The following is a 12,938-nucleotide window of genomic DNA, read 5'->3' on the forward strand; positions in this document are numbered from 1 at the left end:
AGCATCTATCATTTCGCTGACTTTTCCTATTCCATTATGTATGCATTGGTTAATACCATGATTGATCCCACACTTTCTTTAGAGTCTCTTGTAACGCCTGCTCAACGCGCTCATCCTTTTCATTGCGAAGGCTTGCTGCCAGGGATAGCACATCCATTCGAGCATTCCCGCTGATCTGGCGAGGGTCGTATTTCCATAGCTCCAGAGCATATTGAGTATCTGTGTCAATCAGACGGGACCCCGCACTGGCAAAGTGCCCTGGGGACTCTGTGGTTCCCCAGGTTTCCGGTGTGGGGGAGTTCAGCATACTAATATCTGCAAGAGCACTTAGCCCCGCAGGAAACATCCTGGAACTAAGTTCTGTCTTGTCAATATACACGACTTTTCTCACTGGGTTGAGCAGATATGGCGCCGCTTTTCGGTAAAGAGCCTCCGGCTCTAAATCGGATGTGAGTACCTTCTGCACACCGTCATTGCTTTTCGATACAAGGTTCAGCTGGACGAGCTGATTGGCGGCCCGGGAAATGGTCATGGCTGAAAAGTCAAACTGTTTTGTCATTTCGCTTAGATACATCGCTCTGTTTCTTTGGAGGATAAATGCAAAGAGCAGCATTTGGGCAGACGGCTGGAGCCTTTCCAATACGGGGGCAATGGCGGCTTCGCTGTCGCAGCGGTCTTGAAGCTGAATTCCCAGAAAGGGAAGATAGAGATGCTTTCCCGGCACGACAAAAGCAATTCGGGCGTTGATAAACGATGCCCGTCTCTGTCTTGTAATGGTTTGCAATTCAAATACCATTGGCCAATTGCAGATTTCCCGCAGCCTTTTCAGATGCTTTTTCAGCACATTAATCGTACCGAGCTCATCGACGGGTTTCAAAAACAGACACGGAACACCCTCGAGCAGGACACATTCATAGCGGTATTCATCTATCAAGAAATATGGAAGCTTACCTGCCTGCGTCCACTCCGTACGTGTTACTTCAATGCCCAGTATTTCCTTGATGTAGTCCATAGAATCACCTCAAATTTAACTATTTATTAATATTATAACTAAAATAAAGTTAAATATCAATAATAGAGTTAAATTGTATTTTCAGTTTTGTATATGCTTTCTTATAGTTTTAAGTTCATCTGATTTTCATAATAAATAAAACGGGTGAAGGATGGGGTATCAGAACGGAAAGAAAGTGACAGAAAAATCCGAATGAGATATAATGAGGCTTAATAACTGTTACAGTATGTTAAAAACCTCAGATTTTAATATACGAACAAAAGGAACAGGAGTGTAGAATATGACGGACAATCTGTTTTTAGTCAGACCTTCCAAGGCATTAGAAAGGGAAATTTGGGAGTACAGACAGGAGTATTTTGACTTTGGAGAGACACAGGTCAACGGAAGCTGCGGCCTGGCATATTATGATAATTTTGATGAATGGCTTAACCTCGTCCTTTCCATTGAAAAAGAGGAGCTAAGAAAGGATGTCCATACAAGTACGTTTTTCTCTGTACGGAAAGAAGACAATAAAATCATAGGCAGCGTAAAGCTTCACCATTCCTTAACCCCTTATTTAGAAAAGCATGGTGGGCATATTGCTTATGGAATACGCCCATCAGAAAGAAAAAAAGGCTACGGCAAACAGCAGCTTTTACTGGTTTTAGATGCTGCACGAAAGATGAAAATCCCGAAAGTAATGATTGTATGTGATAAAGATAATATTGCTTCAGCGAAAACAGCATTAAGCTGGGGAGCTTAACAGCAGATACTCTTCTCGCACGGTGTCACAAGGTCAGATACCGTTCAAATTTCATAATGCTGTCCTTGGTACCCACAACAGCAATTAAATCATTTGTGTTTAATTGAAGGTCAGGGGTAATCTCAACAATGGTAGCATTCCCTCTGACAATGGCAATAATGTTGAGGCCGAACTTTTTGCGAAAGTTCAGCTCGATAATTCCTTTTCCATGCAGTTTATCCGTCAGCTTTATTTCTGAAATCGCATATTGATTCGAAAGGTCAATATAATCCACGGCCCTCGGCGTTGCCAGCGACTTTGCAAGGCGGATGGCCCGGTCTTTTTCCGGATACACCACCTCTGCCCCGATTTTTTGCAATACCCGTCCATGCTCCGCGCTGATTGCCTTTGCAATGACACGCGGAACACCCAGTTCAATCGCGTTGAGGGTTGTCAGTATACTGGCTTCAATGTGCTCGCCGATACATACGATAACAGTACCGCAATTCTGTATTCCGGCCTCCTCCAACGTTGGTTTATCCAGTTGGTCAATCACAAAGGCTTGCTGCACTTTGTCCTGGATTTGTCTGACCTTGGTCTCGCTGTTATCAAGCACTAATACCTCTTTCCCGTTGTCGGAAAGCGTTTCCGCAAGGGCAAATCCAAAACGGCCTAACCCGATGACTCCAAAATCGATACTCGCTTTATACGGCATAATGATTCTCCTATCCTATGGTTACTCTTTCTTCCGCGTAAGAAAGGTTTGATGACGGCTGGTATACCCAGACACAGGCCATGGTGAGCGGGCCGAGCCGGCCGATAAACATGGTCAGACATAAAAGGATTTTGCTGACAGCTGTCAAATTCGGCGTAATGCCCGTTGACAGGCCTACCGTGCCAAATCCCGACACGACTTCAAAAAACACCTGCATGAAGGTGAAGTGCGGCTCAGTAATGCAGATGAAAAGGGTCATGAAGCATACAACGACTGCCGCCAGACTGGTAACGGTAAATGCCTTTATGATGCTCTCTTTTGGGATTTTTCGCCGGAAAGCGGTGCAATCCCGATTAGTAGAGAACGCAAGAAGGCTCTTCAGCATAGTAAATGCCGTTGTTGTTTTTATACCGCCTCCCGTTGAGCCTGGCGAGGCGCCGATGAACATCAGGATGATCAAAACAAACTGTCCCGCGGCGGTGAAATCTCCGAGGGCATAGGTACTGAAGCCCGCTGTTCTTGCGGAGGTGCTTTGAAAAAAAGCGCCCAGCCATGTCACATCGTCCGTAAGTTTCAATAGGACCGTACCGATAGCCAGCAAGGATACCGTCATCGTCAGAACGATTTTTGTATTCATGCTTAAGTTTCGCAGGGAACGCTTATGCAATATCTCCCGAATGACATAAAAGCCTAAACCGCCGAAGATGATTAGTCCGCAGGTTGTCAGGTTCAGCAGCACATTGTCGCGATAGGGAATCAGATTCTGATATCCGCCGAGGATGTCAAAGCCGGAGTTGTTAAAAGCCGCTACGGAGTGGAACGCGCTGATTCCTAACGCTGCCAGGGGAGGGTAGTCCTGAGAAAACACAATATAACTGAGGGCCATGCCAACAGCTTCAAAGCATAATGTCACAAGCATAACGGATTTTACCAACTGTACGACGCCTTTCAGGGTATCCAGGTTTAAGGCTTCCTTCACAAGGACACGCTCTCTGAGGCCAATCTTTTTCCTGGCCAATAAAATGAATGTGACGCCGATGGAAGTAATGCCCAGTCCTCCGATTTGGATTAACAACGCAACCACGGTTCGCCCGAACACACTGAAATGGTCTGCCGTGTCGATGGCGATGAGTCCCGTCACGCAAACAGCGCTTGTGGAAGTAAACAGCGCATCCACGGGGTGAATCGTAACGCCGGGATTTGCAGAAACAGGTAAAAGCAATAATATTGTTCCCAGCAGGATTACAGCAGCAAATCCCAAAGCCAAAAACCTGCCCGGACTAAGCCATCTTTTTGTCAACACCACCACACTCCTTCTTATCAGCCGCCTTATATATAAACTCAGATGTGTACTTCAATACTACTGCGACAATCACCGCCGCATTCATAGCTAACAGGAAAAACACTGCAGAAAGAAAAAAACCTGCGGTATTCATGTCTGCTTCCCTCCTTTTGCCATAAGCCTGACTTTACTATACCATTTATGGCATTAGCATAGGGTTAGGGTTCCTATGAGAGCATTAATACCGCATTAAGATGAAAGACGGACTATCAGCATAAAGCTAATAGTCCGCCTTTCCGTCATCACCCACCCGGAGCATCCGGTAACCAACGCCGATATGCGTTTGAATGTATTTGGGCTGTGAGGAGTTTTTTTCAATTTTTTTACGCAGGGTCGCCATAAAGACACGCAGGGCCGGAATATCGCTGGAGTAGCTTCCCCAAATCTCATGGAGAATGAAATTATGTGTCAGAACCTTTCCGACATTTCTGGCCAGAAGGCATAGGAGCTTGTATTCCATAGGCGTCAGGTGTATTTCCTCGTCATCCAGCCATGCGCAGCCCGCGGCATAATCGATTTTCAAATTCCCATTTATAAAGACGGTCGCATCCTTTTGCAGCTTGTCACTGTCATAACGTACCCGGCGCAGGCTGACCCGGAGCCGTGCCAGGAGCTCTTCCACGCTGAAGGGCTTGGTCAGATAATCGTCGGCACCGGCATCCAGCGCATTGATTTTGTCACGGTCCTCACTGCGAGCGCTGACCACAATGATGGGCATATTCGACCATGCCCGGACTTTCTTAATAATCTCCACACCGTCCATATCAGGAAGCCCCAGATCCAGTATCATAATATCCGGCTGTTTGGAAACAGCCTCAAGAATGGAGCCTTTGCCGGTGCTGGCCGCATGATATTGATACCCCTGGGTTTCCAGCGTTGTGGTGATCAGCTTTTGCACCGCCTTATCGTCTTCCACCACAAGAATTAACGGTTTATTCATGAACATCCACCTCCTCTGCCTGCAAGGTAAAGCCAATCACGGTCCCTTGCGGGATATTGTCATTAATATAGATTGTACCTCCGTGGGCATTCACGATTGCCTTGCATAAAGTAAGACCTAACCCTAGCCCGCGCCGGCCGTCTATACTGACGGTATTTGCCGTAAAAAACATATCGAACACTTTCGTCTTTACCGCATCCGAAACACCGGGGCCATTGTCGGCTATCTCAATGCGGACGAATGGGCCTTCCTTTTTTGCTGAAAGCTTAATATGAGAGCCCGCCGGAGTATATTTAATCGCATTGTCTACGGCGTTGATCAGAACCTGAATAATAAGGCGGGAATCCATTTTCGCCATAAGAAATTCGTCGTCGAGAACCGTTTCTATCTTATGCTCCGCACTTTTCCGGTTGATATGAAGCAGGGCTTCTGCGATCACCTCATCCAAAAGCTCAGGCTGTAAATTCAAATTCAGCGTACCGTTGTCGATTCGGGTGATGGAAAGCAGGTTCTCCACCAGCTTAATCAGCCACATGGAATCGTCGTAGATATCGGTATAGAGCCCATTTTTCTGCTCCTCGCTAAGGACGTTTGAATTCCCTATGAGAATACCTGCGTTGCCTGAAATACTGGTAAGCGGGGTGCGTAAATCATGGGAGATTCCTCGAAGCAGGTTGGCTCGGAGCTGCTCCTGCTGCGCTTGCAGGGTGATCTCTTTTTTCGATTCATTTAACCATTCCTTTTCCAGCGCCAGGCCGCATTCTCCGAGCATGGCGATCACTAAGCTCTTTTCAAATGCCTCCAGAGGCGCTTCGTTTTCCATGGCAATTCCCGCAACAGCAAAAACGCTGTCTTTTCCGCGCACCGCAAGGTATAGGCATTTTGCGGCGGATAAGGTGTCTGTAGTGGCTCCCGCCCGCTTATTATTCTTATAAACCCACTCCGCTATCATGCGTTCATCCGGTTCGAGATAATCCTGGGGATCGGCCTCCGAAGCTTCCTTCAAGAAAACCGTCGGGTCGGACAGCGCGTTTTCCCGTACGGAATAAAAAACAATGCTTCTATCCAGCAGCTTGACCATCTGCTGCGCTGTTTCACTTAAAATGGCCGCCTCATCCTTGGCTTGCTGCAGCTTGTGGCTTGTTTCCAAAAGCACCTCCGTACGGTAAGCTTTTTGTACGGCCTGCCGTGCCTGGGCTTTCACCCGCTTGGTCAGCGTGCTGGTAATGATGGCCGACGCGAGCATGACCAGAAAGGTGACCGGATATCCTCCGTCAAAGGAATGAAAATTAAAATATGGCTCGGTGAAGAAAAGATCAAAGATCAGCACACTAACGACGGAGGATATCACACTGTATATCTGCCCCCTTGTCGCAATGGAATTGATCAATACGCCCAAAATGTAAACCGTTATAATCGTTGCTTCGCTGAAGCCCAGCGAGTTAAACCACAGCCCGATTAACGTGCAGACAATTAAAACGCCTATGGTTTTAAAGGAATCCGCCAGTGAGAACCGAGTGGTTTTTGGATATCCGGGCAGCCGAAAACGGAAGGAAGGCTGAGAATCGGGGATGATATAAATATCTATATTGGGCGCAAGAATCGACAGCCTGTCCATAAAGGTAGGTTTTGTGAACCATCTGTTTATATGATTGGAGCGGCCCATGACGATTTTTGAAACACGGCTCACCTTAGCATATTCCGCAATCTGTCCGGGAACATCCTCCCCATACACGGTGGCGATTTGAGCGCCAAGCTGCTCGGCCAGCCTTAAGTGCTCCTTAAGCCATGTTTGACCATTATTCTTTCCATCCGATGTTTTCGGTGTTTCTACAAAGAGCGCGGTGAACATGCCATGGAATGCATCTGCCATTCTTGCGGCGGTGCGAATCACCTTGGCGTTGGAGGGCGACGGGGACAGGCAGACAAGGATATGTTCATTGGGATAAGGGCCGCTGCTTTGTGCCTGCTCACCGCTCTGTAATGAAATCCGGTTGACCTGGTCCGCTGTGCGCCGCAGCGCAATTTCACGGAGAGCAATCAGCTTTTCCCTGGAAAAAAAGTCGGAAAGCGTCTGCCGGGGCTCTTCATGATAGGCATTCCCTCTATTCAGGCGGTCGATCAGCTCATCCGGCTCAATATCCACAAGTTCAATTTGATCCGCACTGTCAAACACGCTGTCCGGGATACGTTCGGGCACGGGAATACCCGTGATGGACACCACAACATCGTTCAAGCTTTCGATATGCTGCACGTTAATGGTGGTATATACATCGATTCCGGCCCGCAGCAGTTCTTCCACATCCTGATACCTTTTTTTGTGACGGCAGCCTTCCGTGTTGATATGGGCCAGCTCATCGATCAGAATAATCTCAGGCTTTCTGCGCATCGCCCTGTCCAAATCAAACTCTTTGAACGTGACGCCTTTATAGGAGAGTTCCAAAGGGGGCAACGGTTCCAATCCTTCTATCAGGGCCGCCGTTTCCGGCCAGGCATGGGGTTCAATATAGCCGGCGACAACATCGGTACCGTCTTTTTTTACCTCATGAGCGTCGTGCAGCATGGCGCAGGTCTTGCCGACCCCGGCTGCATAGCCGAAGTATATTTTCAGCCTGCCGCGTTTTTTTTCGGCAGGGGCAGGAGAAGACTGCCCGGAAAGGCCTTCGGAATCGGTTTGATGAATTGGCATCTCAATTTGTCCCCCTTTCTTTCATAATGTATATTTTAAATTATAGTGTAACATAAAACAAATTACTATAGCATTATGGTTTCCCATATGACATTAAATTTACATAAAGATGACTTGAAAATAAATAAGGGACTTGATTGCACCATACTGATATAAATGATAGAAATAAGCGGTGTCATCTGATATAATGAAGTCCATGTAAGTACAATATGAAGTTTAACAGCTTCCGGTTTGGCAGACCGGCAAACAGGATTTGACCGGCATCCAGGTCAGTGCTTAGGAGGAGAAACAGGGTATGGAGTTTGTTTTTGTATTAAGTGAGTATAATGATGTAATCTTTAAGTCACAAGTGAGTAAGGCGTTAGAAAAGAGAAGTGAGCTGTTTTCAAGAAAAGCATACCCTAAAATATGGAGGTTTACAGATAAAATGAATGCGAAAAAAGCCGCCGGAAAAGCGTTGAAAACGGGGCGGATCATATATAAAATATATGGAATATTTTTTTTGCTTTTCGGGTTTTTTCTTTTTATTCCTTCACTTATGGACCCAAAGGAGATGCGAATGCCGTTAATAGTAGGAGCCCTTGCCATTGGTACAGGAATGATATATTTAATGAGCGGAAGGAAACAAAAGAAGGTAAAGTTAACTGCATTTGATAAAGCGGCAATGCAGCTGTTTGGCGGGTATGAAGCACTTCCTGCAGAGCATCAGGTTACATTTACGGACGAAAAAATCCGATTATTGGAAGATAATGCAATTGACTATAGTGAAATAGAAAGAATGTTTATCACGGACGATTTGTTTATATTGATTTGGAATAAGCGAATTACCGTTTTGCAAAAGAAAGATTTGACGCCAAATAATGTGACGGAGTTTATAAACTTCATTACATATAAATCGGACAATTTATTTGAGGTAGTGAATATCGCTTAGAAAATAATTTGTATTGCTATTGTGCGCACAAAAATGTATAATGAAGGTGAGAAGTAGGAATACTATGCTTTGGAAAGGAGTATAGACTATGGCAGCAAAATCAGCTAATTTATACGCAAGAATAGAACCGGATGTGAAAGAAGAAGCCGAGAGCATTTTATCAGCTCTTGGCATCCCTGCATCCAATGCAATCAATATGTTTTATAAACAGATTATTTTAAATAGAGGACTTCCTTTTGACGTAAAGCTTCCAAATGCAAGACCTGTAAATGCAGCGGAGCTTTCTGAAGCAGGTTTAAATGCAGAACTTGAGAAAGGATATACGGATATGGTTACAGGAAAAACAAAGCCTGCAAAACAGACATTTGCTGATATTCGCAGGGACTATGGTGTATGAATTATGAAGTAATTACCACCGACCAGGCGGATGCCGATTTGAGAGGAAAAGGGTGCGGCTATTGTAACTGTAATTCGTGTGATGTATTCGGGCAGAGATATTGATAACCAGCTTATGAAGCAGATAGAAAAATAAGTGAAGGGAAGGGCAGGCAATGAGTAACTATGTTGTATTGGCAAGATTTAACGAAGAAAAAGAGCTGCAATTAATGGATTTGAAAAAAGCATTGTCTGATGAGGGATATTCTGTGCCTGAATGGCCGCTCCATATTACCATTGCGGCCTATGAAAATTTAGATGAGGAGCTTCTTTGCAAATGGACCTCGGACTTTGCAGCGAAGCATAAGAGACAGAAAATTGCATTTCATTCCATCAGTGTCCTCCCGCCTGGCGGTGAGCATACGGAAACGGCGGTAATATGTCTTGATCCGGCACATTCAAAGTCCTTTGTTGATTTTTATTACGAATTCCATGAAAAATACGAGGAGTATTGCACTGGCATCGGGTGGTTTAATTCTATTACTCACGGCAACCCCGTTATTCATGCGACAATAGGGATTGTCAAGGTGGCCGAGATGCAAAGGATGATGGAGCTTATCTTTTCACAGAATATTTTTGGGGGAGCGGAAATTACCGCATTAGAGGTTTACACCTATCCCATGAGATTGATAAAACGGTTTGAGCTGACATAATAACGGATAAATTCCTTTAACACCTGTCATGTCCAATTGAATTCGCTGTTTATGGTAAAGACACAGAACGGAATACGAGATACATTTATCCTTAAAAGGAGGATACGACATGGATCAAATCAAAACAGGTAAATTCATAGCGACATTACGACACGGGGAAGGCATGACGCAGGAAGCATTGGCACAGAAAATCGGTGTGACCAATAAAACCATTTCCCGCTGGGAGACAGGAAATTATATGCCGGATATAGAAATGCTCCAATTACTAAGTGAAATCTTTCATGTCAGCATAAATGAACTGCTTTGCGGAGAACGGTTAACGGATAGTGAATTTAAAGAAAAAGCGGATTTAAACCTTATTTCCGTTTTCAAGGAGAGCAGCTTTTCTTTGAAAGAACGCACTGCCTTTTGGAAACAAAAATGGATAAAAGATCATATCTCATTCATTCTTGCCTGTGCTACGGCAGGCATCGGGCTGTTTGCCTGGGCGTGGTACGAGGATTTTACCTGGATTGCAGGAGCATGCCCTTTTCTCGGCATTATTGCATATATGATTTTTAGAAACCGCATGATGATTTATATCGAAGATCGGATCTATCCGCAAAGAAATAACGGACAAAAAGCTTGATATTGTTTACTCATGCATTGGATAAATTTGAACTGTTGCGTCTCATTTTCCCCATTGTATGATTTGGTATTGACACGAACGTTGCGTCAACGGTTACCATATAATCAGGCAGTAAAATTTACTGTACTTAAATTGAATAAGGGTGGTAGCAATGACTGAATTAATCAAGGCAGGCGACCTTTCAAACCGCTATGGCGTGACAACGCGGACGCTCCGCTATTATGAGGAAATCGGACTAATTCAGAGCCGGCGAACAAAGGATTATGCTTATAGAATGTATGACGATGCCAATATAAAAAGGCTGGAGCAGATTTTGATCCTGCGTAAGCTCAATATTGGCATCAAGGACATCCGGCGTATTTTCAGCACAGCCGGATCGGAAGCCGTTTTGGAAGTATTGGGGCAGAAGGTAAATGACATTGACGAAGAGGTCGCGCTTTTGCATGAGTTGAAGGCGATTGTACTAACCTTTATCCGGCAGATTGAACAGGCTGATTTTAGCAAAGCTTCCGACATAAAGCAGCTGTATGACAGGGCAAAGGAAATCGAAACGCAGTTCATCAACGCAGAGTATACCGGTAACCCCTCCCCCGTACACCGGTTGTTTGAAGTGACGGAAAAACTTGAGGAAAGAGCCGTATCAAGATTGTCAATTCCCGATAATGTTCTGAGGAGAATGCTGCAGAATGTTTATTTTATATGGGGGAGTAACGAAGGAATCTCTGTGGCGGAGGAGCTTGGACGCAGATACGGTCTTTTCGTATATCACACATGTGAGAATCGGGCTAAGCATTCCCAAAATGCCGACCCCAAATTTCAGCCGGGATTATGCCGCAGCATACCGGATTTTTGGGCGCAGGATCCGGAGGATGCCATGCAGTGGGAACATGAAGTCGTACGTGATTTTACGCCAATGGTTATAATGGATTTGATTCAGCTTACTGCAAAATATGATAAAGTAATCTGTGAAAACGATATTGACATTGAAAGTATACTCCCGTATGTAACCAATGCAGTGAGAATTTCCAACGATAGGGCCGCCGATGAATTTTGTAACCGGTATGCAGAAGAGATTCGCAGCCGTGATATTTCTGAAAAGGATAAGGAAAGACTGGTTGGTACGGTTAATGCAGCATTTGAAAAAGTCAAGGGTGAGATTCCCGGTGAAACAACACAATATGGGGTAAAGCATATTATCTGGGATGATAATTCGACAGTGGAACAAGCTGTGGATATGATTGCGGAGTATTTTGGATTGTACTGTGGTTGATAAGAGCAGTACCAGAGAATAATTCAGCAGATTAACAAACAAAAAATTATATACTGGAAGAGAAGACAATGAGGATAGAAAAAGGAACGATAAGTGATATAAATGAATTGGAAGTTCTGTATGATGATTTAAACGATTACCTTGAAAGGCATACTAATTTTCCGGGCTGGAGGAAGGGAATCTATCCTGTTAGAGAAACAGCCATGGAAGGCATAAAAGAAGATAATCTATTTGTGATAAAGGAGGACGGCCGGATTATAGGCAGCGTTATTCTGAGACAGGAACCGGAGCCGGCTTATTCTCAGGCCAATTGGAAGATAAATTTAGAGTATAAAGAGATTTTTGTTATATATACCTTTGCGGTACATCCTCTTTATTTAAAACAGGGAGTAGGAAAGGCGCTGATGGAATTTATTATTCAATACAGCCGGGATCTGAAGCTAAAAGCAATCCGTTTAGACGTGTATGAGAAAAACACTCCCGCAATTTCCCTATACAAAAAATACGGTTTTCAGTACATTGATACAGTGGACTTGGGCTACAGTGAATATGGCCTGGATAAATTTCAGCTCTATCAAAAGGTTTTATAAATGCCAGACGGTATATATGAAAAGAAGCTGCTTTCAAGGGATGGGCCATTTTCAAAACTTTGGTTTGGAGGAGATACTATTTTGAAAAAATTATTTATAGCCATCAGACATAGTGATATAGATACCGTAAAAGAAATACTTACCGATAGACCGGAGCTAATTGCCTGTACAGCGAAGCAGCCGCCGAAAAACGACGATGGTCAATCTCCGTTGCAGGTCGCATTAAAAACAGGAAATTTTGATATTGTAGATTATCTTCTGGAGTTGGGCGCAGATGTAAATTTTATGGAAGCAGAACCTTGCTGCAATGAATGGAAAGCTCCCGTTCTTCATGATGCAATCAATGCGGCCATAATGAGCAGCAATTTTTAAATCAGATTGCTTCCCCCAACAGAAACAGTACAATCAGCAGAAGGGATATAAGAAAAAGAGATTGACAAATGTACTATATAGTACTATCCTATATAGTGTAAATTAAATGCGCATCTTTCAACCAGAGAAAAGTATCCCGGGAGAGGAGGAGAAGAATGAAGACAAGCGGAGGGTTTCTTCTGTCACAGATACATCAGCTGAACGGGCGTGCCTTTGAGAAATTGTTGAAGGAAAGCCAGGTAGATGCCTTTAACGGACCCCAGGGAAGGATTTTATACGTCCTCTGGGAGAAGGACAAGCTGCCCATCACGGAGATCGGCAGGCTCACTTCCCTGGCGAAGACGACTTTGACCAGTATGCTGGACCGGATGGAGGAAAGCGGTCTGGTGGAGCGAATCCCGGATAAGGAGAACCGGAGAAGGATTTTTATACGAATTACCGAGAAAGCGAAGGCATACCGGGAGCAGTATGACGCCGTATCCCAACAGATGAATCATTTATTTTACAAAGGCTTTGCCGAGGAAGAGATAGAGGCTTTCGAGGCTTTGCTGCGGCGGATTAAGGATAATCTGGAACAGCAGGGAAAGGATTTGTAATGGAAATCCGTGGATGGAAGACAGGAACGGATATCATCATGAAC

The 12,938-nt window shown here is 44.7% G+C and carries 15 protein-coding genes; 9 read left to right on the forward strand and 6 right to left on the reverse strand.

Annotated features, from left to right (window positions below; translation table 11 throughout):
- Positions 1 to 49: 49 nt before the first annotated feature.
- Positions 50 to 1,012 carry a hypothetical protein gene (locus HNQ56_RS00465; protein ID WP_429141688.1) on the reverse strand — a complete coding sequence of 321 codons (963 nt, stop codon included), beginning with the start codon at positions 1,010 to 1,012 and terminating at the stop codon, positions 50 to 52.
- 280 nt (positions 1,013 to 1,292) lie between these two features.
- Here HNQ56_RS00465 and HNQ56_RS00470 point away from each other — a divergent pair, with 280 nt between their 5' ends.
- The gene (locus tag HNQ56_RS00470; RefSeq protein WP_429141689.1) at positions 1,293 to 1,754 is read left to right on the forward strand and encodes a GNAT family N-acetyltransferase; all 462 of its coding nucleotides are present in this window, start codon (positions 1,293 to 1,295) and stop codon (positions 1,752 to 1,754) included.
- Between the two features lie 25 nt (positions 1,755 to 1,779).
- On the opposite strand, the gene HNQ56_RS00475 is transcribed toward HNQ56_RS00470, so the two are convergent.
- The 5 genes from HNQ56_RS00475 to HNQ56_RS00495 all read right to left on the reverse strand — a co-directional run bounded on the left by HNQ56_RS00475 (position 1,780) and on the right by HNQ56_RS00495 (position 7,419).
- Complete coding sequence (locus tag HNQ56_RS00475) at positions 1,780 to 2,448, reverse strand: potassium channel family protein (protein WP_429141691.1); 669 nt, start codon at positions 2,446 to 2,448, stop codon at positions 1,780 to 1,782.
- A 10-nt stretch (positions 2,449 to 2,458) separates the two neighbouring features.
- On the reverse strand, positions 2,459 to 3,754 hold the full coding sequence (locus tag HNQ56_RS00480; RefSeq protein WP_429141692.1) for a TrkH family potassium uptake protein: 1,296 nt from the start codon (positions 3,752 to 3,754) through the stop codon (positions 2,459 to 2,461).
- Positions 3,729 to 3,884 (reverse strand): hypothetical protein, encoded by a 156-nt coding sequence (locus HNQ56_RS00485; protein ID WP_429141694.1) that lies wholly within the window; start codon positions 3,882 to 3,884, stop codon positions 3,729 to 3,731. Before HNQ56_RS00485 ends, HNQ56_RS00480 begins: the two co-directional genes overlap by 26 nt.
- 126 nt (positions 3,885 to 4,010) lie before the next feature.
- On the reverse strand, positions 4,011 to 4,730 hold the full coding sequence (locus HNQ56_RS00490) for a response regulator (protein WP_429141696.1): 720 nt from the start codon (positions 4,728 to 4,730) through the stop codon (positions 4,011 to 4,013).
- A complete protein-coding gene (locus HNQ56_RS00495; RefSeq protein WP_429141697.1) occupies positions 4,723 to 7,419 on the reverse strand; it encodes a DUF4118 domain-containing protein in 2,697 nt (898 codons plus the stop codon). The genes HNQ56_RS00490 and HNQ56_RS00495 overlap by 8 nt, the downstream gene beginning before the upstream one ends.
- Before the next feature lie 295 nt (positions 7,420 to 7,714).
- Between HNQ56_RS00495 and HNQ56_RS00500 the strand changes: the two genes are divergently transcribed.
- The 8 genes from HNQ56_RS00500 to HNQ56_RS00535 all read left to right on the forward strand — a co-directional run bounded on the left by HNQ56_RS00500 (position 7,715) and on the right by HNQ56_RS00535 (position 12,894).
- A complete protein-coding gene (locus HNQ56_RS00500; RefSeq protein ID WP_429141699.1) occupies positions 7,715 to 8,350 on the forward strand; it encodes a YcxB family protein in 636 nt (211 codons plus the stop codon).
- Between the two features lie 88 nt (positions 8,351 to 8,438).
- Positions 8,439 to 8,747 carry a type II toxin-antitoxin system RelB/DinJ family antitoxin gene (locus HNQ56_RS00505; RefSeq protein WP_429141701.1) on the forward strand — a complete coding sequence of 103 codons (309 nt, stop codon included), beginning with the start codon at positions 8,439 to 8,441 and terminating at the stop codon, positions 8,745 to 8,747.
- Between the two features lie 154 nt (positions 8,748 to 8,901).
- Positions 8,902 to 9,438, forward strand: coding sequence for a hypothetical protein (locus tag HNQ56_RS00510; protein ID WP_429141703.1), 537 nt, complete (start codon positions 8,902 to 8,904; stop codon positions 9,436 to 9,438).
- 109 nt (positions 9,439 to 9,547) lie between these two features.
- Positions 9,548 to 10,066 carry a helix-turn-helix domain-containing protein gene (locus tag HNQ56_RS00515; RefSeq protein WP_429141705.1) on the forward strand — a complete coding sequence of 173 codons (519 nt, stop codon included), beginning with the start codon at positions 9,548 to 9,550 and terminating at the stop codon, positions 10,064 to 10,066.
- A 151-nt stretch (positions 10,067 to 10,217) separates the two neighbouring features.
- Positions 10,218 to 11,336, forward strand: a complete 1,119-nt coding sequence (locus HNQ56_RS00520) for a MerR family transcriptional regulator (protein WP_429141707.1) — start codon at positions 10,218 to 10,220, stop codon at positions 11,334 to 11,336.
- A 68-nt stretch (positions 11,337 to 11,404) separates the two neighbouring features.
- Positions 11,405 to 11,926: a GNAT family N-acetyltransferase gene (locus tag HNQ56_RS00525; protein ID WP_429141708.1), complete on the forward strand. Its 522-nt coding sequence runs from the start codon at positions 11,405 to 11,407 to the stop codon at positions 11,924 to 11,926.
- Positions 11,927 to 12,298: an ankyrin repeat domain-containing protein gene (locus HNQ56_RS00530; protein ID WP_429141710.1), complete on the forward strand. Its 372-nt coding sequence runs from the start codon at positions 11,927 to 11,929 to the stop codon at positions 12,296 to 12,298.
- A gap of 155 nt (positions 12,299 to 12,453) precedes the next feature.
- On the forward strand, positions 12,454 to 12,894 hold the full coding sequence (locus HNQ56_RS00535) for a MarR family transcriptional regulator (protein ID WP_429141712.1): 441 nt from the start codon (positions 12,454 to 12,456) through the stop codon (positions 12,892 to 12,894).
- Positions 12,895 to 12,938 lie beyond the last annotated feature (44 nt).

It is taken from the genome of Anaerotaenia torta (assembly GCF_050433395.1).
GTDB lineage: Bacteria > Bacillota > Clostridia > Lachnospirales > Lachnospiraceae > Mobilitalea > Mobilitalea torta.

Coding starts and splice junctions, on each gene's coding strand:
- HNQ56_RS00505 (WP_429141701.1), top strand. CDS start 8,439: ATGGCAGCAAAATCAGCTAATTTATACGCAAGAATAGAACCGGATGTG.
- HNQ56_RS00500 (WP_429141699.1), top strand. CDS start 7,715: ATGGAGTTTGTTTTTGTATTAAGTGAGTATAATGATGTAATCTTTAAG.
- HNQ56_RS00530 (WP_429141710.1), top strand. CDS start 11,927: ATGCCAGACGGTATATATGAAAAGAAGCTGCTTTCAAGGGATGGGCCA.
- HNQ56_RS00520 (WP_429141707.1), top strand. CDS start 10,218: ATGACTGAATTAATCAAGGCAGGCGACCTTTCAAACCGCTATGGCGTG.
- HNQ56_RS00495 (WP_429141697.1), bottom strand. CDS start 7,419: ATGCCAATTCATCAAACCGATTCCGAAGGCCTTTCCGGGCAGTCTTCT.
- HNQ56_RS00475 (WP_429141691.1), bottom strand. CDS start 2,448: ATGCCGTATAAAGCGAGTATCGATTTTGGAGTCATCGGGTTAGGCCGT.
- HNQ56_RS00490 (WP_429141696.1), bottom strand. CDS start 4,730: ATGAATAAACCGTTAATTCTTGTGGTGGAAGACGATAAGGCGGTGCAA.
- HNQ56_RS00485 (WP_429141694.1), bottom strand. CDS start 3,884: ATGAATACCGCAGGTTTTTTTCTTTCTGCAGTGTTTTTCCTGTTAGCT.
- HNQ56_RS00510 (WP_429141703.1), top strand. CDS start 8,902: ATGAGTAACTATGTTGTATTGGCAAGATTTAACGAAGAAAAAGAGCTG.
- HNQ56_RS00465 (WP_429141688.1), bottom strand. CDS start 1,012: ATGGACTACATCAAGGAAATACTGGGCATTGAAGTAACACGTACGGAG.
- HNQ56_RS00525 (WP_429141708.1), top strand. CDS start 11,405: ATGAGGATAGAAAAAGGAACGATAAGTGATATAAATGAATTGGAAGTT.
- HNQ56_RS00515 (WP_429141705.1), top strand. CDS start 9,548: ATGGATCAAATCAAAACAGGTAAATTCATAGCGACATTACGACACGGG.
- HNQ56_RS00535 (WP_429141712.1), top strand. CDS start 12,454: ATGAAGACAAGCGGAGGGTTTCTTCTGTCACAGATACATCAGCTGAAC.
- HNQ56_RS00470 (WP_429141689.1), top strand. CDS start 1,293: ATGACGGACAATCTGTTTTTAGTCAGACCTTCCAAGGCATTAGAAAGG.